Consider the following 22,179-nt stretch of genomic DNA (forward strand, 5'->3'; position numbering starts at 1 on the left):
CCGCTTCGAGCGCTGCGGGCGTCAGTCCTGGACGGCGGCCTTCAGCTGCTCCACCCGGTCGGTGCGCTCCCAGGTGAAGTCCGGCAGCTCACGGCCGAAGTGGCCGTACGCGGCGGTCTGGGAGTAGATCGGGCGCAGCAGGTCCAGGTCGCGGATGATCGCGGCCGGACGCAGGTCGAAGACCTCGGAGACGGCCTTCTGGATCGCGAGGACCGGCACGGTCTCGGTGCCGAAGGTCTCCACGAACAGGCCGACCGGCTCGGCCTTGCCGATCGCGTACGCGACCTGGACCTCGGCGCGGCGGGCGAGGCCGGCGGCGACGATGTTCTTCGCCACCCAGCGCATCGCGTACGCGGCCGAGCGGTCCACCTTGGACGGGTCCTTGCCGGAGAAGGCGCCGCCACCGTGGCGGGCCATGCCGCCGTAGGTGTCGATGATGATCTTGCGGCCGGTGAGGCCGGCGTCGCCCATCGGGCCGCCGATCTCGAAGCGGCCGGTCGGGTTGACCAGCAGGCGGTAGCCCTCGGTGGTCAGCTTGATGCCCTGCTCGGCCAGCGCCTTCAGCTCCGGCTCGACCACGAACTCGCGGATGTCCGGGGTGAGCAGCGACTCCAGGTCGATGTCGCTGGCGTGCTGGGTGGAGACGACCACGGTGTCGAGGCGGACGGCCTTGTCGCCGTCGTACTCGATGGTGACCTGGGTCTTGCCGTCGGGGCGCAGGTACGGGATGGTCCCGTTCTTGCGGACCTCGGTCAGCCGACGCGAGAGGCGGTGGGCCAGGGTGATCGGCAGCGGCATGAGCTCGGGCGTCTCGTCGGACGCGTAGCCGAACATCAGGCCCTGGTCGCCGGCACCCTGCTTGTCCAGGTCGTCCTCGTCGCCCTCGACCCGGGCCTCGTACGCGGTGTCGACGCCCTGCGCGATGTCGGGCGACTGGGCACCGATGGACACCGACACGCCGCAGGAGGCGCCGTCGAAGCCCTTCTTGGAGCTGTCGTAGCCGATCTCCAGGATCTTGTCCCGGACGAGCTGGGCGATCGGCGCGTACGCCTTGGTCGTCACCTCGCCGGCCACGTGCACCTGGCCGGTGGTGATGAGCGTCTCCACGGCGACCCGGGACGTCGGGTCCTCACGCAGGAGAGCGTCAAGGATGGTGTCGCTGATCTGGTCAGCGATCTTGTCGGGGTGTCCCTCGGTGACGGACTCCGAGGTGAACAGGCGGCGAGACACAGCGCTCCCTGGGGTTGCAGCGGCTGCTGACTGAAGGTCCCCGGTGGGCCCGGGGAACTCCGGAAAGACTTGATTCCTGGAGTCTAACGGGCCGGTTCCGTCGAACGTCACCCGCTCCAGGAATTCTCGAGCGTTCTGCAGCCCATTCCGATCAGTTGCCGCCCGATTCCAGCCGCTTTGCGACCAGGTCCCAGATCACGTCCGCGAGTGCCTCCTTCGGGCCCACCGGAACGGGCGTCTCACTGCCGTCCGAGCCCAGGACGACGGCCTCGTTGACGTCCGTGCCGAAGGCCTTCCCGTTGCCCACCTCGTTGACCACGAGCAGGTCGCAGCCCTTGCGGACGAGCTTGGCGCGGCCGTTGGCGAGCACGTCGTCGGTCTCCGCCGCGAATCCGACCACCAGTTGACCCGAACGGGGCCGCTGGGCGGACAGCTCGGCCAGAATGTCGGGATTGCGGACCAGCGCGACCGGGGCCGGCTCGATGCCCTCGACCTTCTTGATCTTGCCGGTCGCGTACTCGGCGGGCCGGAAGTCGGCCACCGCGGCGGCCATCACCACGGCGTCCGCGTCGGCGACGGCCTTCAGTGCCGCCTCGCGCAGCTCCAGCGCGGTCGAGACGTGCACCACGTCCACCCCGGCCGGGTCCGGCAGCTCGGCGTTGGCCGAGAGCAACGTCACCCGGGCCCCGCGCGCCGCGGCCGTCACGGCGAGCGCGTAGCCCTGCTTGCCGGAGGAGCGGTTGCCCAGGTAGCGCACCGGGTCCAGCGGCTCCCGGGTGCCGCCGGCCGAGACCACCACGTGCCGGCCCGCGAGGTCGGTCGGCACCGCGCCGCCGCGGCGCAGCACGGCCCGGCAGGCCTCGAACACCGCGGACGGCTCGGGCAGCCGCCCCTTGCCGGTGTCCTTGCCGGTGAGCCGCCCGACGGCCGGCTCCAGCACGATCACACCCCGACGGCGCAGCGTGGCGACGTTGTCCCGGGTGGCCGGGTGCTCCCACATCTCGGTGTGCATCGCGGGCGCCACCACGACCGGGCAGCGCGCGGTGAGCAGGGTGTTGGTGAGCAGGTCGTCGGCGAGGCCGTGGGCGGCCTTGGCGATCAGGTCGGCGGTGGCCGGGGCGACGACGACGAGGTCGGCCTGCTGCCCGATCCGCACGTGCGGCACCTCGTGCACGCGCTCCCAGGTCTCGGTGGCGGCCGGGCGGCCGGACAGCGCGGCCCAGGTCGCCTCGCCGACGAAGTGCAGCGCGGCCGCGGTGGGCACCACGGTGACCTGGTGGCCGGACTCGGTGAACCGGCGCAGCAGCTCGCACGCCTTGTACGCGGCGATCCCGCCGCTCACACCGAGGACCACGCGGGGGGCGTCCGCAGTCGTCATGGGCCGACCTCTCTACGCATCGGGAACCCGCCCACCCTACGGCCCCTCGGCGGCGCCCCGCGCGGCGCCCCACCCCGCGCCGGAGCGACGGAGCGGGAACGACGGCCGGGTACGCGGGAGGGCCCGGCGGAAACGATTCCGCCGGGCCCTCCCGGAAACTTCACCGACCGCCTCAGGCGGCCTCGATCGCCTCGGCGGTCAGCATGCCCGCGTTGATCTCGCGCAGCGCGATCGACAGCGGCTTCTCGTGCACGTGGGTGTCGACCAGCGGGCCGACGTACTCCAGGAGGCCCTCACCGAGCTGCGAGTAGTACGCGTTGATCTGGCGCGCGCGCTTGGCGGCGTAGATCACGAGGCTGTACTTCGAGTCGGTGGCCTCGAGCAGCTCATCGATCGGCGGGTTGATGATGCCCTCGGGCGCGGTCATGGAAGAGGACACGCGAAAACCTTCCGAAAGGGTGGAAAAGACAGACAGGTCAGGCTACACCGAGCAAGGCTAGCAGTTCGGCCGCTACCTGCTCGACGGAGGTGTTGACAAGGGTCGTGTCGAACTCGGTCTCGGCCGCGAGTTCGATCTTGGCGGCGTCGAGCCGCTTCTCGATCACGTCCTGCGGCTCGGTGCCCCGACCGGTCAGTCGGCGGACCAGTTCGTCCCAGCTCGGCGGAGCCAGGAAGACCAGCTGTGCCTCGGGCATCGACTCGCGCACCTGCCGGGCACCCTGCAGGTCGATCTCCAGCAGCACGGGCTCGCCGCGCTCCAGCTTCTCCAGCACGGCCGCGCGCGGGGTCCCGTAACGGTTCCCGGCGAACTCGGCCCACTCCAGCAGCTCACCGTTGGCGATCAGCTTGTCGAACTCGTCGTTGTCGACGAAGTGGTACTGGACCCCGTTCTTCTCGCCGGGCCTCGGGTGGCGGGTGGTGGCCGACACCGAGAGCCAGACCTCGGGGTGCATCTTCCTCATATGAGCGACGACCGTGCTCTTGCCGACCCCCGAGGGGCCGGAGAGCACGGTCAGCCGCGGACGCTCACTCATGCACCGATTATCCCGGATCGCGGACGATGACGGGACCACCGGGGCACGGTCAGGCGGCACCCCCGCCGAACTCCCGCTCCAGGGAGGCGATCTGGTTGGTACCGAGACCTCGGACACGCCGGCTCTCGCTGATGCCGAGGCGCTCCATGATCTGCTTCGCGCGAACCTTGCCGACGCCCGGAAGCGACTCCAGCAGGGCCGAGACCTTCATCTTGCCGATGACGTCGTTGTCGGCCTTGCCGGCCTTGATGACCTCGTGCAGGGAGGCGCCGGAGTGCTTGAGCCGGTTCTTGACCTCGGCGCGCTCCCGGCGAGCCTCGGCGGCCTTGGCGAGCGCGGCGGTGCGCTGTTCAGGGGTAAGGGGCGGAAGAGCCACGCCGTTCACCTCAGGTGTGGATGGAAGGGATTGAGCTATGACTGGTTTGGTACCCAGGACACCGTCCGCAAGGGGAACCACAAGGGCCCTGACCTGCGGGACCCGCACAATTCGCGGCTCGCCGATGACCTATCGCCGGACACTACCCGGATTGCGGCGCCACGTCAGGAAAAGAACACGAAAAGTCCTGGTCAGCCAAGGCCGACCAGGACTTTCCCGGGCAAAATGACCGCGATTGCGAAACTTTGACGGGCTCGATGTGACGGCGCTCACGTCCGCTCCGCGACGGTGTCGCCGTCCTGCGGACACTCCACAGGGTCACCGACCGGCTACCAGTAGGAGGCCTTCCGCTCCTCGACGGCCCCCGCCGCGCCTACTTGACGGCGTCCGCGAACTCGCCGGCGAAGCGCTCCGCCGCCTCCCGCAGCGCCGGCACCGACGGGCCGTGCTTGAGCACGTCCCGGCTGACGCTCGGCACCACGTTGATCACCGAGCCGCCGAAGACCCGCGGCAGGTCCGCCATGGTCGCGCCCTGGGCGCCGATCCCCGGGGCCAGCAGCGGGCCGTTGATGGCCAGCTCCACGCCCGCGTCGGCGAGCGTCGCGCCGACCACCGCGCCGAAGGAGCCCAGCGGCGCGGCGCCCTCGTTCTCGGCCGCCAGCTGCCGCAGCACCGAGGCGGCGACCGACTCGCCGTCCGCGCCCACCGCGCGCTGCACCTCGCCGCCCTCCGGGTTGGAGGTGAGGGCCAGCGCGAACACGCCGCAGCCCTGCTCCCGGGCCAGGTCCAGGGCCGGGCGCAGCGAGCCGAAGCCCAGGTACGGGCTGACCGTCACGGCGTCCGAGAACAGCGGGCTCGCGGGCGACAGGAAGGCCTCGGCGTACGCGGCCATGGTGGAGCCGATGTCGCCGCGCTTGGCGTCCATCAGGACCAGCGCACCGGCCGCCCGGGCCTCCTCGACGGTCTTCTCCAGCACGGCGACGCCCTTGCTGCCGAAGCGCTCGAAGAAGGCGGCCTGCGGCTTGAGCACGGCCACCCGGTCGGCCAGCGCCTCGACCACGGTGCGGCTGAAGGTCTCCAGCCCGGCGAGGTCGTCGCCGAGCCCCCAGGCGGCGAGCAGGGAGGCGTGCGGGTCGATGCCGACGCAGAGCTGGCCGCGGGTGTCGAGGGCCTGGCGCAGCCGGGCGCCGAACGGGGCGAGGGTCATGTCGTCCTTTCCGAATGGTCCGGGGATGGTCCGGGAGTGGCCCGGGGGTGGCACGGGTCGTGCCGGGGTCGTACCGGGGGTGTCGGGCCGGGCCCGGCCGCTCAGGAGCCGCTGACGGCGCTGCCGACGGCCGAGGCCAGGTCGCGGAAGCCCGCGGCCCGGAGCCGGGCGGACAGGCCCTTGTGGATCTTGCGGCACCAGAACGGGCCCTCGTAGATGAAGGCGCTGTAGCCCTGGACCAGGTCGGCGCCGTGCACGATCCGCTGCCAGGCGTCCTCGGCGGTCTCGATGCCGCCGACCGAGACCAGGGTCAGCCGGCCGCCGGTGCGGGCGCGCAGCCGCTGCAGGACCTCCAGGGCGCGGGCCTTGAGCGGGGCGCCGGACAGACCGCCCATGCCGATCTCCTCGACCCGCCCGGCGTCGGTGCGCAGGCCCTCGCGGCCGATCGTGGTGTTGGTGGCGATGATGCCGTCCAGGCCCAGCTCCAGGGCGAGGTCGGCGACCGCGTCGACGTCCTCGTCGGCCAGGTCGGGGGCGATCTTGACCAGCAGCGGCACGTGGTGCGCGGTGGTGCGGTCGGCGGCCTCGCGGACGGCGGCCAGCAGCGGGCGCAGGTGGTCCACGGCCTGCAGGTTGCGCAGCCCGGGGGTGTTCGGCGAGCTGACGTTGACCACCAGGTAGTCGGCGTACTTCGCCAGGCGCTCGGTGGACTTGACGTAGTCGGCGACCGCGTCGGCCTCCTCGACGACCTTGGTCTTGCCGATGTTGACGCCGATCACCGGGGTGGAGCTGGTGTGCGGCCGGGCGGCCAGCCGGGCGGCGACCCGGGCGGAGCCCTGGTTGTTGAAGCCCATCCGGTTGATCAGCGCGCGGTCCTCGACCAGGCGGAACAGCCGCGGCGCCGGGTTGCCGGGCTGGGGCTCGCCGGTGATGGTGCCGATCTCGACGTAGTCGAAGCCGAGCATCGACAGGCCGTCGATGCCGACGCCGTTCTTGTCGAAGCCGGCCGCGAGGCCGAACGGGCCGGGCAGGTCCAGGCCGAGGGCGCCGGTGCGCAGGGCGCGGTCGCGCGGGGCGAGCACCAGCCGCACCAGCGAGCGCAGGCCGGGCACCGAGGAGGCCAGCCGGATCCAGAAGAAGGCCAGGTGGTGGGCCTTCTCGGGGTCCATCTTCTTGAAGACCAAGTCGAACAGAAGCTTGTACAAGGGTGGTTCAACTCCCGGAGCGGTGACGGGACGTGGGCATGGAAGTGGGGGGCACCAATCCGGCTCCGGTGCCCCCCACTGCGGTGGTGCTACTTGCGGCCGGCGTTGATCAGCTCGGCGTGCTCCTGGAGCGACATCACCCCGACCTCGTCGCGCAGCAGCCGGTCGATGCCCTGCACGGCCGCGCCCATCGCCTGGACGGTGGTCAGACAGGGCACCGCGCGGGCCACGGCCGCGGTGCGGATCTCGTAGCCGTCGAGGCGGCCACCGGTGCCGTACGGCGTGTTGATGATGAGGTCGACCTCACCGTCGTGGATCAGCTGGACGATGGTCTTCTCGCCGTTCGGGCCCTCGCCCTCGCTGTGCTTGCGCACCAGCGTGGACGGGATGCCGCCGCGCTGCAGCACCTCGGCGGTGCCGGCCGTGGCGAGCACCTCGAAGCCGAGGCTGACCAGCGCGCGGGCCGGGAAGACCAGGTTGCGCTTGTCGCGGTTGGCGACCGAGACGAAGACCTTGCCCTTGGTCGGCAGCGCGCCGTAGGCGCCGGCCTGGGCCTTGGCGTAGGCCGTGCCGAAGACCTTGTCGATGCCCATGACCTCACCGGTCGAGCGCATCTCCGGGCCGAGCACGGTGTCCACGCCGCGGCCGTGGACGTCGCGGAAGCGGCTCCACGGCATCACGGCCTCCTTGACCGCGATCGGCGCGTCGGCGGGCAGCGTGCCGCCGTCGCCCTCGGCCGGGAGCATGCCCTCGGCGCGCAGCTCGGCGATGGTGGCGCCGAGCGAGACCCGGGCGGCGGCCTTGGCCAGCGGCACGGCGGTCGCCTTGGAGGTGAACGGGACGGTCCGGGAGGCGCGCGGGTTGGCCTCCAGGACGTACAGGATGTCGCCGGAGAGGGCGAACTGGATGTTGATCAGACCGCGCACCCCGACGCCGCGCGCGATGGCCTCGGTGGAGGCGCGCAGGCGCTTGATGTCGTGGCCGCCGAGGGTGATCGGGGGCAGCGCGCAGGCGGAGTCGCCGGAGTGGATGCCGGCCTCCTCGATGTGCTCCATGACACCGCCGAGGTAGAGCTCGGTGCCGTCGTAGAGCGCGTCGACGTCGATCTCCACCGCGTCGTCCAGGAAGCGGTCGATGAGCACCGGGTGCTCGGAGATCAGACCGGCGTGCCGCTCCAGGTAGGAGGCGAGCGAGGCCTCGTCGTAGACGATCTCCATGCCGCGGCCGCCGAGCACGTAGGACGGACGGGCGAGGACCGGGTAGCCGATCTCGTCCGCGATCGCCTTGGCCTCCTCGAAGGAGAAGGCGGTGCCGTGCTTGGGCGCGGGCAGGCCGGCGTCGCGCAGGACGCGGCCGAAGGCGCCGCGCTCCTCGGCGAGGTCGATCGCCTCGGGCTGGGTGCCGACGATCGGCACGCCGTTGTCCTTGAGCGCCTGCGCCAGGCCCAGCGGGGTCTGGCCGCCGAGCTGGACGATCACACCGGCGAGCGGGCCGGCCTGCTGCTCGGCGTGGACGATCTCCAGCACGTCCTCCAGGGTGAGCGGCTCGAAGTAGAGCCGGTCGGAGGTGTCGTAGTCGGTGGAGACGGTCTCCGGGTTGCAGTTGACCATGACGGTCTCGTACCCGGCCTCGGAGAGCGCGAAGGAGGCGTGCACGCAGGAGTAGTCGAACTCGATGCCCTGGCCGATGCGGTTCGGGCCGGAGCCCAGGATGATCACGGCGGGCTTGGTGCGCGGGGCGACCTCGCTCTCCTCGTCGTAGGACGAGTAGAAGTACGGGGTCTTGGCGGCGAACTCGGCGGCGCAGGTGTCGACGGTCTTGAAGACCGGGCGGATGCCGAGCGCGTGGCGCACCTCACGGACCACGTCCGGCTTCAGGCCGCGGATCTCGCCGACCTGCTGGTCGGAGAAGCCGTGCCGCTTGGCGTGGCGCAGCAGCTCGGGGGTGAGCTCGGCGGCGTCGGCCAGCTCGCCGGCGATCTCGTCGAGCAGGAAGAGCTGGTCGACGAACCACGGGTCGATCTTGGTGGACTCGAACACCTCCTCCGGGGTGGCGCCGGCCCGGATCGCCTCCATGACGGTGTTGATCCGGCCGTCGGTCGGCACGGCGGCCTTGGTCAGCAGCTCGGCCTTGTCGCCGACCGGGCCGGTCCAGGAGAACTGGGAGCCCTTCTTCTCCAGCGAGCGCAGCGCCTTCTGCAGCGCCTCGGGGAAGTTGCGGCCCATGGCCATGGCCTCGCCGACCGACTTCATGGTGGTGGTCAGCGTGGCGTCGGCGCTCGGGAACTTCTCGAACGCGAACCGCGGCACCTTGACCACGACGTAGTCGAGGGTCGGCTCGAAGGAGGCCGGGGTCTGCTCGGTGATGTCGTTGGGGATCTCGTCGAGCGTGTAGCCGACGGCCAGCTTGGCGGCGATCTTGGCGATCGGGAAGCCGGTGGCCTTGGAGGCGAGCGCCGAGGAGCGCGAGACGCGCGGGTTCATCTCGATGACGATGACCCGGCCGTCGTCGGGGTTGACGGCGAACTGGATGTTGCAGCCGCCGGTGTCGACGCCGACCTCGCGGATGACGGCGATGCCGACGTCGCGCAGGATCTGGTACTCGCGGTCGGTGAGGGTCATCGCCGGGGCGACGGTGATCGAGTCACCGGTGTGCACGCCCATCGGGTCGAAGTTCTCGATGGAGCAGACGACCACGACGTTGTCGTTCTTGTCGCGCATCAGCTCCAGCTCGTACTCCTTCCAGCCGAGGATGGACTCCTCCAGGAGCACCTCGGTGGTCGGCGAGAGGGTCAGGCCCTGGCCGGCGATGCGGCGCAGGTCCTCCTCGTCGTGGGCGAAGCCGGAGCCGGCGCCGCCCATGGTGAAGGAGGGGCGGACGACGACCGGGTAGCCGCCGAGCGTGTCGACGCCGGCCAGCACCTCGTCCATGGTGTGGCAGATGACCGAGCGGGCGGACTCGCCGTGGCCGATCTTGGCGTTGACGGCCTCGACGACGCCCTTGAAGAGCTCCCGGTCCTCGCCCTTGTGGATCGACTCGACCTTGGCGCCGATGAGCTCGACGTTGTACTTGGCGAGCACGCCGTTGGCGTCCAGCGAGATCGCGGTGTTGAGCGCCGTCTGGCCGCCGAGGGTCGGCAGCAGGGCGTCGGGGCGCTCCTTGGCGATGATCTTCTCGACGAACTCCGGGGTGATCGGCTCGACGTAGGTGGCGTCGGCGATCTCCGGGTCGGTCATGATCGTGGCCGGGTTGGAGTTGACCAGCACGACCCGCAGGCCCTCGGCCTTGAGGACCCGGCAGGCCTGCGTGCCCGAGTAGTCGAACTCGGCGGCCTGCCCGATCACGATCGGGCCGGAGCCGATCACCAGGACGGACTTGATGTCAGTGCGCTTAGGCACGCTGGCCCTCCATGAGCTTCACGAAACGGTCGAAGAGGTAGGCCGCGTCGTGCGGGCCGGCAGCAGCTTCGGGGTGGTACTGCACGCTGAAGGCGGGGACGTCGAGCGCCTGCAGGCCCTCGACCACGTCGTCGTTCAGGCAGACGTGGGAGACCTCGACCCGTCCGTAGGGGGTGTCGCTCACCTTGTCCAGCGGGGCGTTCACGGCGAAGCCGTGGTTGTGGGCGGTCACCTCGACCTTGCCGGTGGTGCGGTCCTGCACCGGCTGGTTGATGCCGCGGTGGCCGTACTTGAGCTTGTAGGTGCCGAAGCCCAGGGCGCGGCCGAGGATCTGGTTGCCGAAGCAGATCCCGAAGAACGGGGTCCCGCGCTCCAGCACGCCCTGCGCGACGGCGACCTGGTGGTCGGCGGTGGCCGGGTCGCCCGGGCCGTTGGAGAAGAAGACGCCGTCCGGCTGGACCGCGTAGACGTCCTCCAGGGTGGAGTCGGCCGGCAGCACGTGCACCTCGATGCCGCGCTCGGCCATCCGCTGCGGGGTCATCGCCTTGATGCCGAGGTCCAGCGCGGCGACGGTGAAGCGCTTCTCACCGACGGCCGGGACGACGTACGGCTCGGTGGTGGCGACCTCGGCGCACAGGTCGGCGCCCTTCATCTCGGGCGACTGCTGCACCCGGGCCAGCAGGGTGGCCGGGTCGGCCAGCGTCTCGCCGGAGAAGATGCCGCAGCGCATCGCGCCGCGCTCGCGCAGGTGGCGGGTGAGCGCGCGGGTGTCGATGCCGCTGATGCCGACGATGCCCTGGCTGACCAGTTCCTCGTCGAGCGAGCGGCGGGAGCGCCAGTTGGAGGCGACCCGGGAGGGGTCGCGCACGACGTAGCCGGCGACCCAGATCTGCTTGGACTCGTCGTCCTCGTCGTTCCAGCCGGTGTTGCCGATCTGCGGGGCGGTCATCACGACCACCTGCCGGTGGTACGACGGGTCGGTCAGGGTCTCCTGGTAGCCGGACATGCCGGTGTTGAAGACCGCCTCGCCGAAGGTCTCGCCGGTCGCGCCGTAGGCCTGGCCACGGAAGATCCGGCCGTCCTCCAGGACGAGCACGGCGGCCGCACGGTTCGAAACCGGACGCTCCCGCCGTTGGCGCTGCGTGGTGGGGGCAGGTGCGGTCATTGCGCGGCCTCTTCCGTCATCTTCGTCTGCGTGCGTGTGGCAAGGTGAGCGACCGCCTCGACCCAGGCGGCGTGCTCGTCGGGGTGGTCGGCCCGGAAGCCGGAGTCCAGCTCGGTGCCCTCGTGCGTCCAGCTGACGACGAGCAGCCCGGACGGGACGACCTTGCCGGCGATCCCGGAGTCGGTCCGGGCACCGGTGAGGTGGGCGGCCGGGATCCAGAAGTCGACGTCACCGGGACGCTGGACCAGCAGGCCGTCCTCGCCGAGGGTGAGGTCGGCCCGGCTGCGGGTGCCCAGGCCGTGGGCGACGACCCGGTCGAGCCAGTTCCCGGCGGTGGTCGTGCCGTGGTACCGGCCGCTGGTCTCCAGGATGGTGCGTCCGGCGCGGTCCGGCACGGCGGGCAGCGGCGGGATGCCGGACTGCAGGGTGCGCCGCCAGTTCCAGCCCTGGCGCATCAGCCAGTAGACGAGGGCGATGAGGACCAGCAGGCCGACGGACCAGCCGATGTACCCGGGCCAGTTGGTGACCTTCGCCTGCTCCTTGGCGAGCGTGGCGTAGGCGCTCACAGCTCGCCGCCCTGCTCGGACAGCTCGCCCGCCAGCACGGTGGCGCGGCCGCGCAGGAAGGTGGCGTGCACCCGTCCGGGCAGGTCCAGGCCCTTGTAGGGGGTGTTGCGGCTACGGGTGGCGAAGCTCTCCGGGTTCACGGCACCACGGTACGCGGGATCGAACAGCACCAGGTTCGCCGGCTCACCCACCGAGATCGGGCGGCCGTGCCCGGCGAGACGCCCGATCCGGGCCGGTCGGTGCGACATCCGGTCGGCGACGCCCTCCCAGTTCAGCAGGCCGGTCTCGACCATCGTCTGCTGGACGACCGACAGCGCGGTCTCCAGGCCGACCATGCCCATCGCGGCCACGGCCCACTCGCAGTCCTTGTCCTCGGCCGGGTGCGGGGCGTGGTCGGTGGCGACGGCGTCGATGGTGCCGTCGGCGAGCGCCTTGCGCAGCGCCTGGACGTCCTCGGCGGTGCGCAGCGGCGGGTTCACCTTGTACACCGGGTCGTAGGAGCGGACCAGCTCGTCGGTGAGCAGCAGGTGGTGCGGGGTCACCTCGGCGGTGACGTCCCAGCCCTTGCCCTTGGCCCAGCGGATGATCTCGACCGAACCGGCGGTGGAGACGTGGCAGACGTGCAGCCGGGAGCCGACGTGCGCGGCGAGCAGCACGTCGCGGGCGATGATCGACTCCTCGGCGACGGCCGGCCAGCCGCCGAGCCCGAGCTCGCCGGAGACCTGGCCCTCGTTCATCTGGGCGCCCTCGGTCAGCCGCGGCTCCTGGGCGTGCTGGGCGACGACGCCGTCGAAGGCCTTGACGTACTCCAGGGCGCGGCGCATCAGCACCGCGTCGTCCACGCACTTGCCGTCGTCGGAGAAGACCCGGACGCCGGCGGCGGACTCGTGCATCGCGCCGAGCTCGGCGAGCTGCTTGCCCTCCAGGCCGACGGTGACGGCGCCGACCGGCTGCACGTCGCAGTAGCCGGCCTCCTGGCCGAGCCGCCAGACCTGCTCGACCACGCCGGCGGTGTCGGCCACCGGGGTGGTGTTGGCCATCGCGTGCACGGCGGTGAAGCCGCCCATCGCGGCGGCCCGGGTGCCGGTGAGCACGGTCTCGGCGTCCTCGCGGCCGGGCTCGCGCAGGTGGGTGTGCAGGTCGACCAGGCCGGGGAGCGCGACCAGCCCGGTGGCGTCGATCTCGATGTCCGCCACGGCCGTCAGGCCGGTGCCGATCTCCTTGATCACGCCGTCGGCGAGGAGGAGGTCCTGCGGGGCGCCGCCGAGGATCTGGGCGTTGCGGATCAGGTAGGTGGTCACTGAGCGGTCTCCACGGTCTCGGTGCGGGGGGCGTCGGCGGGGGCGTCGGCGAGGGTGGCTCCGCCGAGGAGCAGGTAGAGCACGGCCATCCGGACGGAGACGCCGTTGGCGACCTGCTCGACCGCGGTGCAGCGCGGCGAGTCGGCGACCTCGGCGGTGATCTCCATGCCGCGGACCATCGGGCCGGGGTGCATCACGATCGCGTGCCCGGGCAGCTGGGCCAACCGGAGGCCGTTCATGCCGTAGCGGCGGCTGTACTCGCGCTCGGTCGGGAAGAACGCGGCGTTCATCCGCTCGCGCTGCACCCGCAGCATCATCAGCGCGTCCGTCTTGGGCAGCACCCGGTCCAGGTCGTAGCTGATCTCGCAGGGCCAGTTCTCGATGCCGATCGGCAGCAGCGTCGGCGGCGCGACGAAGGTGACCTGGGCACCGAGGGTGTTCAGCAGGTGGACGTTGGAGCGGGCGACCCGGCTGTGCAGGACGTCGCCGACGATCGTCACCCGGCGGCCCGCGAGATCGTGGCCGGCGCCCGGGTTGAGGTGGCGACGCATGGTGAAGGCGTCGAGCAGCGCCTGGGTGGGGTGCTCGTGGGTGCCGTCACCGGCGTTGATCACACTGCCGTGCAGCCAGTCGGACTGGGCCAACCGGGCCGGCGCGCCCGAGGCGTGGTGGCGGATGACGACCGCGTCGGCGCCCATGGCCTGCAGGGTCAGCGCGGTGTCCTTGAGGCTCTCGCCCTTGGAGACCGAGGAGCCCTTGGCGGAGAAGTTGATGACGTCGGCCGACAGGCGCTTCTCGGCGACCTCGAAGGAGGTCTTCGTCCGGGTGGAGTCCTCGAAGAAGAGGTTGACGACGGTGCGGCCGCGCAGCGTGGGCAGCTTCTTGACGGCCCGGCCGGAGAGCTGGGCCAGCTCCTCGGCGGTGTCCAGGATCAGCAGCGCGTCGTCGCGGCTGAGATCGGCGGCGGAGACGAGGTGGCGCTTCACGCGGGCTACTCCGGGAGGTGCGGTTCGGTGGGCTTGGCGGCCTGCGCGCCCTGTTCGGTGAGCGCGGAGCGCGACGCCGCGGTGAAGTCGCGGTCCCCGACCAGGACGGCGTCCACGCCGTCGGAGTCGGAGAGGCGCACCTGCACGGCCTCGCGCAGCGAGGTGGGGAGGTTCTTGCCCACGTAGTCCGCGCGGATCGGCAGCTCGCGGTGGCCCCGGTCGACCAGGACGGCGAGCTGGACCGCCCGCGGCCGGCCGATGTCGTTCAGCGCGTCGAGCGCGGCGCGGATGGTGCGGCCGGAGAAGAGCACGTCGTCGACGAGGACGACGAGCTTGCCGTCGATGCCGCCGGGCGGGATCTCGGTGTGCTCCAGGGCGCGGGCGGGCTTCAGCCGCAGGTCGTCCCGGTACATGGTGATGTCCAGGGTGCCCAGCGGGATCTCGCGCCCGGTGATCTGGGCCAGCCGGCCGTGCAGGCGGCGGGCGAGGTGGACGCCCCTGGTGTGGATGCCGAGCAGCACGACGTCCTCCGCGCCCTTGGCGCGCTCGACGATCTCGTGTGCTATCCGGGTGATGACCCGGGCGATGTCCGTACCGTCCAGCACTTGGTGCGGCGGCCTCGGAGCCTGGTCCTGCGGCGTCGAATCTCGGTGTGCGGTCATGCCGAAGCGGACCTCCTTCCCCGCCTCACTGGACGGGCCTTAAAGGATGTCTGGGACGGCCCCCGCCGACTCGGCGCGGGCTTCGGGTCATCCTAGCAGTGCCCCGGACGGCAAACAGGAGTCCACCATTCCGCTTCCGCCGGTTAACACCCCGGACGCGCCGACGATGCGGGCCATTCGCACGACTGCCCCATTCGGCTTGACGCAACTACCTTACTCTACGTAACCTCACAGTGAGTTACGAGACGGACGTCGAACCCACCGGTAACGGCGTCGGCAATCGCCCGTGACCCACCACTGAACGCGAAGCAATCTCGTCCGGGGAGATCAATGTCCAGCGACTACGCGAAGCAACTCGGAGGCAAGCTCCGAGCGATCCGCACTCAGCAGGGTCTCTCCCTGCACGGTGTCGAGGAGAAGTCCCAGGGGCGCTGGAAGGCAGTCGTCGTCGGCTCGTACGAGCGCGGCGACCGTGCGGTCACCGTGCAGCGGCTGGCCGAGCTGGCCGAGTTCTACGGCGTCCCGGTGCAGGAGCTGCTGCCCGGCGGCACCCCGGGCGGCGCGGCCGAGCCGCCGCCGCGCCTGGTCCTGGACCTGGAGAGACTGACCCAGGTCCCCTCCGAGAAGGCCGGCCCGCTGCAGCGCTACGCGGCCACCATCCAGAGCCAGCGCGGCGACTACAACGGCAAGGTGCTGTCGATCCGCCAGGACGACCTGCGCACCCTGGCGGTCATCTACGACCAGTCGCCGTCGATCCTCACCGAGCAGCTGATCTCCTGGGGCGTGCTCAACCCCGACGCGCGCCGCGCGGTGCGCGAGGAGGACGCGAGCTGAGGCTCACCGCACCGGCTCCCGCCAGCGGATCTTGCAATTCCCGGCACTCGGTTCTCCAGTGCCGACAAGCAGAAACGTCACGGCGCGGCACCCCAGTGGGGCGCCGCGCCGCGGCGCGTATGCGACCTGCCGCCTCTTATATCGCCGCCTCGCCTCCGGGCGCTCGTACCCGGTGCCGACGGTCGGCTCGGCCGCAAGGGCGGCAGCAGCTGTCAGTGGCGTCAGCAGACGGTGCCCAGGCTGTAGCCGGGCTTCGCCGCGACCCCGTCCAGGCTGACCGGGCGGTCCGCCGGCGCCCAGTCCGCCCCGCCGCTCGACCAGGCCCAGGAGGCCGGCAGGTACTCCCCGCAGGAGGCGGCCGACCCCTGCGAACCGTGCAGCACCGCGACCCCCGGCAGCTCCAGGGCCAGCCCGGCGCACAGCACCGCGCAGACCAGCTCCAGGTCCTCGTCGTTGATCCGCACCACGCCGTCCTCCCACTGCAGGACCCGCGCGGCGGCGGTCAGCCGGCCGCCCGGCGCGTCCACCCGCAGGCGCAGCTCGTACACGCCGGCGCCCGCGCCGACCAGCATCCGGCGGAAGACCTCGCCCCCGCGCTGGTAGGCGGCGCGCACCCAGCGGGTGTGATCCTCGTCCCGTTCGCCCGCGCCCCCGTACAGGCCCCCGTCGAGCAGCAGGTCGACGTGGCAGAGCGTCAGCCCGTTCTCCCGGGCCCGGACCAGGCGCGGCACGAAGTCCCCGGCCAGCTCCTCGCCCTGGTAGGCGAGCAGCTGGGTCTGCAGCGCCGGGTTGACCAGGTAGCGGTCCCGGGCGCCGGGCTCGGCCGGGTCCAGCCCGTTGAGCAGGCAGAACTCCTCGAAGTCCTGGGGGTGGAACATCCGCGCCCGGACGGTCTCGAACCGCTCCAGCGCGTCGGCCAGCAGCTCGGCGGCGTCGGTCAGGTAGCGCTCGAAGTCGGGGGCGTCCGAGACCCCCCAGGCCCGGGCCCGGGCGAAGTCCGCCGCGTTGGTGAGCACCCCGATGACGAAGGCCTGGTCGGCGCCCTCGGCCGGCTGCGGCCGGTGCGGTGCCCGCACCACGGGCCGCGGACCGCCGGAGGTGCAGTCGGAGTTGCGGCGGGCTCGCCCCTTACGGCTCATCGTTGGCTCCTGGCTCCTGGCTTCGGCGGTGACGGTCGGCGGCGGGCTCGCCGCTGACCGCCTTCCTCCCCACCCCTCGCACGCCGCACACGTACGGCGTGTCACAGGAATGTAACCACCGGTAATAGCACCGGCCCCGAGGCCCCCGAAGGACCCGTGGGACCCTCGGCCACCTCGGGACCCTCAGCCGCCTCAGGACCCTCCGCTACCTCGGGACCCGGGCCAGCTGGCGGGACTGCGCGACCAGGCGGCCGGACTCGTCCCAGATCTCGGCGTCCTCCTCGAAGTACCCGCCGGCCAGGTTGCGGGTCGCGTGGGTGACCCGCAGCCAGCCGGGGGCGGGCTTGGCGCGCAGGTGGACGGTCAGCTCGACGGTCGGCGCCCAGCCCGGCATGCCGAGGTCGAAGGTGACCGGCGGCAGCGCGTCGGCGACCAGCAGGAGCAGCAGCGGGTCGGGCTCGCGGCCGTCGGCCAGCCGGAACCAGCCCTGGATCCGGCCGTTGCCGGAGGGCTGTCCGAGCGCCCAGCCGACGGTGGCCGGGTCCAGCCGCAGGTCGAAGCGCTCCAGCAGGGCGGCCTGCTCGATCAGCTCCTTGGGTGCGTGCTCCACGCCGATGCACTGGTCCGGCGGCGGCAGCTGCGGCGGCCGGGCGCTGGTGCGCACCTCGCCGTCGGCGGTGGCGAGGTCACCGTGGCTGGCGACCACGCGCAGCCGTTCGACGCCGTCCTGGCTGAGCGAGGCGGTGCCGGTGGAGAGCCCCCGGCCGGAGCGCAGCACCTCGGTGCGGACGGTGGCGGGCCCGGGGGTGGAGGCGGACAGGTAGTAACCGCTGATCGACACCGGGTCCGGGTGCGTCCCGTGTTCCAGCGACAGCGCGTGTCCGGCCACGGCGAGCAGCATCCCGCCGTTGACGCCGCCGCCGATCTGCCAGCCGGCGCCGAGTTCGGCCTCGTAGCGGCCGGACTCCTCGGCGTGTCTGGTCAGGGCGATGCCCCGGTCGAACTCGCTGCTGATCGTGGTGGTCATGCGGGGAGACCTGCCCTTCAAGTTACTGGCGAGTAGGACTCCACATTACGCCTGCCGGGTGAAACGCGAAACGGCCGCCGGACCCGGATTTCCGGGTCCGGCGGCCGTCCCGACGGGCATGACCGTTACCGGCGGATGCTCGGCTTCAGCTCCAGGAAGCGGGCCAGCATGCCGTTGACGAAGGCCGGGGAGTCGTCCGTGGAGAACTCCTTGGCGATCTCGACCGCCTCGTCCAGGACGACCGCGTCCGGGACGCCGTCCTCCCAGATCAGCTCGTACGCGCCGAGCCGCAGGACGTTGCGGTCCACGATCGGCATCCGGTCGAGCGTCCAGCCGACCGCGTACTGCGAGATCAGGTCGTCGATCCGACGGGCGTGCTGGACGTACCCCTCGATGAGCTCCATGGTGTACTCGCCCACCTGCGGAGTGCCCTCGTCGGGCTTCGGCTCGCGGGCGCGGGCCACCCAGTCCGCGAGGACCCGCTGCGGGTCGACCCCGCGGTGGTCGGCCTCGAAGAGGATCTGGAAGGCCCGAGTACGGGCCTTGCTACGTGCGGCCGACACGGACTTACTTCACCCGGCCGAGGTAGCTGCCGTCGCGGGTGTCGACCTTGACCTTCTCACCGCTGGTGATGAAGAGCGGCACCTGGATCTCGGCGCCGGTCTCCAGGGTCGCCGGCTTGGTGCCACCGGTCGAGCGGTCGCCCTGGACGCCCGGCTCGGTCTCGGCGATGGTCAGCTCGACGGCGGCCGGGAGCTCGATGTACAGCACCGCGCCCTCGTTCTGCGCGACCAGGGCCTCGAAGCCCTCCAGCAGGTACTTGGCGGCGTCGCCCACGACGGCCGGCTCGATGGTGAGCTGGTCGTAGGTGTCCATGTCCATGAACACGAAGTTCTCGCCGTCCTTGTACGAGAACTGCATGCCGCGCTTGTCGACGTTCGCGGTCTCGACCTTGGTGCCCGCGTTGAAGGTCTTGTCGACGACCTTGCCCGTCAGGACCTCCTTCAGCTTGGTCCGAACGAAGGCCGGGCCCTTGCCGGGCTTGACGTGCTGGAACTCGACGACGGACCAGAGCTTGCCGCCCTCCAGCTTGAGGACCATGCCGTTCTTGAGATCGTTCGTGGAAGCCACGGGCGCACTAACTCCTGGATATAGCTGTCAAGGAACCAAGGGGTGCGTCCTGCCGCCACGGCCCGGGGCCGCGGTCACAGGGCGAGGAGCTCCTTGGTGGTGATGGTGAGCAGCTCGGGCCCGCCCTCCTCGAGGGGGCGCACGACGAGCGTGTCCTCGATCCGGACGCCGCCCTTGCCCGGGAGGTGGACTCCCGGACCGACGGTGACCGGCACGCGGCTGTCCAGTTTACCCATGTCCGACGGACCGAGGCGCGGCGCCTCCCTCATCTCCAGCCCGATGCCGTGGCCCACCGGGCGCGGAGAGGCCTCGGAGTGGCCCGCCGCCTCCAGGACCTGCCGGGCGGCCCGGTCGGGCACGCACTGTTCCACCCCTGGTCCGAGGGCCTCCCGGCCGGCCCGCTGGGCCCGGAAGACCAGCCGGTGCAGCTCCACCTGCCAGGGCGCCGGAGCGGCGCCGATCACGAAGGTGCGGGCGGTCGAGACGCCGTAGCCGCGGTACTGGGCGCCCATCACCACGGTCAGGAAGTCGCCCTCCTCCACCCGGCGGTCGGTCGGCTGGTGGGCGGCCTGGCCGGAGTGGCTGCCGGTGCCGACGGACACCGGGAAGGCGGCCCGGTCGGCGCCGTGGTCGATCATCCGGCGTTCCAGCTCCATCGCCAGGTGCCGCTCGGTGCGGCCGACCAGGATCGACTCCAGCAGCTCGCCGAGCGCCTGGTCGGCGATCTCGGCGGCGATCCGCAGGTCGGCTATCTCGTGCTCGTCCTTGACCACCCGCAGCCCCTCGACCACCTGGCCCAGGTCGATCAGCCGGGCCCCCTCGGCCAGGCCCGCCACCGACCGGTGCCGGGTGACGGTCAGGTCGTGCTCCTCCACCGCCAGGCCGGACACCCCGAAGCTCGCCGCGGCGGCCGCGGCGGCCAGCGCGGTGTCCGCCCCGGCCGCCACCGGCACCTGGGTGACGTCCGGGGCGATCAGGTGCTCCCCGGAGTCGTCCGGCGGCAGGTCGTCCGGCAGCGTCAGCAGCGCCCGCTCCCTGGTCAGCAGCAGCGTCGCCCCGCAGGGCGCGCAGCCCGTCAGATACCGCACGTTCGCCGCCCGGGTGATCAGTGCCGCATCGGCCCCGGCCGCGCTGCAGTGCTCCCTCACCCGCTCCCGCCGCCCCGCGTACGCATCCGCCATGCGTCGAGCCTACGAACCCCCGGCCCGAACCGCCCGCCGAGCACCCCCGGCAGAACCCCCGGAGCCCCCGACGCGCCCCCGCACCACCGGCCGTTTCCCGCCACCCCGCCCGGGCCCGACCGCCATCGGCCGCCGCTGGGGTTCGAAGACGGGCCCTGCGCCTCGCCGCTACGCCTCCCCCGGGTCGAGCAGCCCCCGCCGGTAGGCCGGGACCAGCCGCTGCGGGACGAGCAGCTCGCGGCCGTCGATCGTGACCGGGACCAGCTTCGGGGGCGTCGCCTTCCACTGGGCGCGGCGGTGCCGGGTGTTGCTGCGGGAGGTCTTGCGCTTGGGTACGGCCATCGGAGGCTCCTATCGGGTGGGACCGGAGGTGTACGGGAGGAGGGCCATCTCGCGGGCGTTCCTGATCGCCCGGGCCATCGCCCGCTGCTGCTGCACGGTGAGGCGGGTGACCCGGCGGCTGCGGATCTTGCCGCGGTCGGAGACGAAGCGCCGCAGCAGCTCGGTGTCCTTGTAGTCGATGTACTCGATGCCCGCCGCGATCAGGGGGTTGGGCCGGTCCTTCGGCGGGGCGGTTCGTTTGCGCATGGTGTCGGGGCTCCTTCAGTGGAGGGGGGCGAGCAGGTCCCGGAAGGCGTCGGGCAGTGCCTTCCAGCCGGGTTCGCCGGCGGCGAGTTCGGCGTCGGTGAGCAGGCAGGAGTCGAGCAGGGCGGTGATGCCCTCGGCGTCCAGCCCTTCGGCGGTGAAGCTGAGCTGCTGGACCCGGTCGCCGTGCAGCGGATGCCAGTCGAGGGCGGCGGCGGCCCGCCGGGCCGGCGGGTAGAGCTCCCAGGCCGCGTCGGGCAGGGTGGCGAGCCAGGGCCCGCACTCCTCGACCGCGAGGTTGGCCCCGGCCGCGTCCCAGGCGAGGATCAGGTCGGGCCGGTTGGCCAGCCAGAACCGCCCGCGGCTGCGCTGTGCGGCGGGGACGAGCTGGTGCAGCGCCTCGTGGAACCGCTCCGGGTGCAGGGGCCGGCGGCGTTCCCAGACCAGGGTGGTGACGCCCGCCTCGTCGCGTTCCTGGGGCAGCAGCGCGAGGGCCGGGTTGACCCGGTCGCGGGCGGCGGCGACGTCGAAGCCGCCGAGCGCGGCCCGGGTGAGGGTGCCGGTGCCGAGCCGGACGACCCGGGCGGTCGGATGGAGCTGACGCAGCAGCGCGAGCCCCGGCGCGTGCGCCGTGGCGCGCGGGACGGCGATCGTGGTGGCGTACTCGATCTGGTGGGCCAGCGCCTCCGCACGGGTCCGCTCGTCCCGTTCGGCGGTGTGCAGGCCGTGTTCCACCAGGTCGTCGGGGACGGAGAGTTCGCCGATCAGCCGGTCCGGGTCGACGGCGGTGACGACACCCGCGAGTTCGACGGCGTCCGCGAGGGGCCGCCCCTCGGACTCCCCGCCGGCGATCACCTCGACGGCCGGGTGCGGGTCGCTGCCACCCCACAGCTCGACGACGGCGAGCCCGTACCGGCCTTCGTCGGCGATCTCCAGCAGCCGGGGCAGCAGGTCCTCGCGCAGGGCGCAGCACGGGCAGTCGTTCGTCAGCGGCACGTCGTCGGCGTCGAACGTCCCCCGGGCGTCGCACAGTTCCCGGTGGACGAGGCCGAGCGAGGCGTCCCGCAGGTCGTGCCGCAGGACGACGGCGTCGACCGCGGCGGCGGCCAGTTCCTCGACGGCGGTCCGGCGTTCGCCCTCGTGCAGTCCGGCGACGACGACCACGGGCAGCTTGATCCGCCCCGGGATGGCCTCCATCGCGCTCACCAGCTCGCCTTGCGGACGCCCGGCAGGTGGCCGGCGTGGGCGTGGACGCGCAGGTTGACCCGGGAGAGGCCGAAGGCGCGCAGGTAGCCGCGGGGGCGGCCGTCCACGGCGTCGCGGTTGCGGATCCGGGTGGCGCTGGCGTCGCGCGGCTGGCGGGCGAGTTCGGCCTGCGCGGCGGCGCGTTCGACGGGGCCGGTGCCCGGGTGGGCGATGATCCGCTTCAGCTCGGCGCGGCGCTCGGCGTAGCGGGCGACGGTGGCGCGACGCTGCTCGTTCTTGGCGATCTTGCTCTGCTTGGCCATCAGACCTTCTCCCCCCGGGCGCGGATACGGGCGACGGCGGCCTCGATGCCGATCGTGTCGACGGTGCGGATGCCCTTGGCGCTGAGGACGAGCCGCACGTACCGGCCCTCACTGGGCAGCCAGTAGCGCTTGCGCTGGATGTTGGGGTCGAAGCGGCGGCTCGTGCGGCGGTGCGAGTGCGAGATCGCGTTGCCGAAGCCGGGCCGGCGGCCGGTGAGTTGGCAGCGGGCGGACATGAATGCTCCCTGGCGTCCGGGAATGGGCAG

Annotated in this window: 24 protein-coding genes; 1 reads left to right on the forward strand and 23 read right to left on the reverse strand. The window is 72.0% G+C overall.

Going from position 1 to position 22,179, the window contains the following annotated elements:
* Window positions 1–21: 21 nt before the first annotated feature.
* From metK to pyrR, 13 genes are all read right to left on the reverse strand, one after another.
* Entirely contained in the window at window positions 22–1,230 is a 1,209-nt protein-coding gene (gene metK, locus ACYP53_RS28280; protein WP_189916754.1) for a methionine adenosyltransferase, read from the reverse strand.
* A gap of 151 nt (window positions 1,231–1,381) precedes the next feature.
* Window positions 1,382–2,608 (reverse strand): bifunctional phosphopantothenoylcysteine decarboxylase/phosphopantothenate--cysteine ligase CoaBC, encoded by a 1,227-nt coding sequence (gene coaBC, locus ACYP53_RS28285; protein WP_189916752.1) that lies wholly within the window; start codon window positions 2,606–2,608, stop codon window positions 1,382–1,384.
* A gap of 172 nt (window positions 2,609–2,780) precedes the next feature.
* The gene (rpoZ, locus tag ACYP53_RS28290; protein WP_030240625.1) at window positions 2,781–3,047 is read right to left on the reverse strand and encodes a DNA-directed RNA polymerase subunit omega; all 267 of its coding nucleotides are present in this window, start codon (window positions 3,045–3,047) and stop codon (window positions 2,781–2,783) included.
* Between the two features lie 37 nt (window positions 3,048–3,084).
* Entirely contained in the window at window positions 3,085–3,642 is a 558-nt protein-coding gene (gmk, locus tag ACYP53_RS28295; protein ID WP_189916750.1) for a guanylate kinase, read from the reverse strand.
* Window positions 3,643–3,691: 49 nt separating this feature from the next.
* The gene (mihF, locus tag ACYP53_RS28300; protein ID WP_030056187.1) at window positions 3,692–4,018 is read right to left on the reverse strand and encodes an integration host factor, actinobacterial type; all 327 of its coding nucleotides are present in this window, start codon (window positions 4,016–4,018) and stop codon (window positions 3,692–3,694) included.
* 373 nt (window positions 4,019–4,391) lie between these two features.
* Window positions 4,392–5,225 carry an orotidine-5'-phosphate decarboxylase gene (gene pyrF, locus ACYP53_RS28305; RefSeq protein WP_189916748.1) on the reverse strand — a complete coding sequence of 278 codons (834 nt, stop codon included), beginning with the start codon at window positions 5,223–5,225 and terminating at the stop codon, window positions 4,392–4,394.
* Between the two features lie 101 nt (window positions 5,226–5,326).
* Window positions 5,327–6,430 (reverse strand): quinone-dependent dihydroorotate dehydrogenase, encoded by a 1,104-nt coding sequence (locus ACYP53_RS28310; protein WP_189916746.1) that lies wholly within the window; start codon window positions 6,428–6,430, stop codon window positions 5,327–5,329.
* An 89-nt stretch (window positions 6,431–6,519) separates the two neighbouring features.
* Window positions 6,520–9,828 (reverse strand): carbamoyl-phosphate synthase large subunit, encoded by a 3,309-nt coding sequence (gene carB, locus ACYP53_RS28315; RefSeq protein ID WP_459649511.1) that lies wholly within the window; start codon window positions 9,826–9,828, stop codon window positions 6,520–6,522.
* On the reverse strand, window positions 9,821–10,993 hold the full coding sequence (gene carA, locus ACYP53_RS28320; protein WP_459649512.1) for a glutamine-hydrolyzing carbamoyl-phosphate synthase small subunit: 1,173 nt from the start codon (window positions 10,991–10,993) through the stop codon (window positions 9,821–9,823). The genes carB and carA overlap by 8 nt, the downstream gene beginning before the upstream one ends.
* Complete coding sequence (locus ACYP53_RS28325) at window positions 10,990–11,559, reverse strand: PH-like domain-containing protein (RefSeq protein WP_189916740.1); 570 nt, start codon at window positions 11,557–11,559, stop codon at window positions 10,990–10,992. Before ACYP53_RS28325 ends, carA begins: the two co-directional genes overlap by 4 nt.
* On the reverse strand, window positions 11,556–12,860 hold the full coding sequence (locus ACYP53_RS28330; protein ID WP_459649513.1) for a dihydroorotase: 1,305 nt from the start codon (window positions 12,858–12,860) through the stop codon (window positions 11,556–11,558). The genes ACYP53_RS28325 and ACYP53_RS28330 overlap by 4 nt, the downstream gene beginning before the upstream one ends.
* Window positions 12,857–13,846 (reverse strand): aspartate carbamoyltransferase catalytic subunit, encoded by a 990-nt coding sequence (locus ACYP53_RS28335; protein ID WP_459649514.1) that lies wholly within the window; start codon window positions 13,844–13,846, stop codon window positions 12,857–12,859. The genes ACYP53_RS28330 and ACYP53_RS28335 overlap by 4 nt, the downstream gene beginning before the upstream one ends.
* A gap of 5 nt (window positions 13,847–13,851) precedes the next feature.
* Entirely contained in the window at window positions 13,852–14,508 is a 657-nt protein-coding gene (gene pyrR, locus ACYP53_RS28340; protein ID WP_229928649.1) for a bifunctional pyr operon transcriptional regulator/uracil phosphoribosyltransferase PyrR, read from the reverse strand.
* A gap of 330 nt (window positions 14,509–14,838) precedes the next feature.
* Between pyrR and bldD the strand changes: the two genes are divergently transcribed.
* Window positions 14,839–15,342, forward strand: a complete 504-nt coding sequence (bldD, locus tag ACYP53_RS28345) for a transcriptional regulator BldD (RefSeq protein ID WP_030056198.1) — start codon at window positions 14,839–14,841, stop codon at window positions 15,340–15,342.
* A gap of 221 nt (window positions 15,343–15,563) precedes the next feature.
* Here the strand turns inward: bldD and ACYP53_RS28350 are convergent, their stop codons facing one another.
* The 10 genes from ACYP53_RS28350 to rpmB all read right to left on the reverse strand — a co-directional run bounded on the left by ACYP53_RS28350 (window position 15,564) and on the right by rpmB (window position 22,149).
* On the reverse strand, window positions 15,564–16,481 hold the full coding sequence (locus ACYP53_RS28350; protein ID WP_459649515.1) for a hypothetical protein: 918 nt from the start codon (window positions 16,479–16,481) through the stop codon (window positions 15,564–15,566).
* 205 nt (window positions 16,482–16,686) lie between these two features.
* Window positions 16,687–17,508, reverse strand: coding sequence for a thioesterase family protein (locus tag ACYP53_RS28355; RefSeq protein ID WP_189916736.1), 822 nt, complete (start codon window positions 17,506–17,508; stop codon window positions 16,687–16,689).
* A 125-nt stretch (window positions 17,509–17,633) separates the two neighbouring features.
* Entirely contained in the window at window positions 17,634–18,071 is a 438-nt protein-coding gene (nusB, locus tag ACYP53_RS28360) for a transcription antitermination factor NusB (RefSeq protein WP_189916734.1), read from the reverse strand.
* Between the two features lie 4 nt (window positions 18,072–18,075).
* Complete coding sequence (gene efp, locus ACYP53_RS28365) at window positions 18,076–18,639, reverse strand: elongation factor P (protein ID WP_189916732.1); 564 nt, start codon at window positions 18,637–18,639, stop codon at window positions 18,076–18,078.
* A 74-nt stretch (window positions 18,640–18,713) separates the two neighbouring features.
* Window positions 18,714–19,820: a M24 family metallopeptidase gene (locus tag ACYP53_RS28370; protein ID WP_459649516.1), complete on the reverse strand. Its 1,107-nt coding sequence runs from the start codon at window positions 19,818–19,820 to the stop codon at window positions 18,714–18,716.
* Between the two features lie 168 nt (window positions 19,821–19,988).
* A complete protein-coding gene (rpmF, locus tag ACYP53_RS28375) occupies window positions 19,989–20,162 on the reverse strand; it encodes a 50S ribosomal protein L32 (RefSeq protein WP_189916728.1) in 174 nt (57 codons plus the stop codon).
* A gap of 9 nt (window positions 20,163–20,171) precedes the next feature.
* Window positions 20,172–20,408, reverse strand: a complete 237-nt coding sequence (gene rpsR / locus ACYP53_RS28380) for a 30S ribosomal protein S18 (RefSeq protein ID WP_189916726.1) — start codon at window positions 20,406–20,408, stop codon at window positions 20,172–20,174.
* Window positions 20,409–20,423: 15 nt separating this feature from the next.
* A complete protein-coding gene (locus ACYP53_RS28385; RefSeq protein WP_189917282.1) occupies window positions 20,424–21,602 on the reverse strand; it encodes a CobW family GTP-binding protein in 1,179 nt (392 codons plus the stop codon).
* Window positions 21,603–21,607: 5 nt separating this feature from the next.
* Window positions 21,608–21,913: a 30S ribosomal protein S14 gene (gene rpsN / locus ACYP53_RS28390; RefSeq protein ID WP_189916718.1), complete on the reverse strand. Its 306-nt coding sequence runs from the start codon at window positions 21,911–21,913 to the stop codon at window positions 21,608–21,610.
* A complete protein-coding gene (gene rpmB / locus ACYP53_RS28395; RefSeq protein WP_189916705.1) occupies window positions 21,913–22,149 on the reverse strand; it encodes a 50S ribosomal protein L28 in 237 nt (78 codons plus the stop codon). Before rpmB ends, rpsN begins: the two co-directional genes overlap by 1 nt.
* Window positions 22,150–22,179 lie beyond the last annotated feature (30 nt).

It is taken from the genome of Kitasatospora sp. Ki12 (assembly GCF_054601375.1).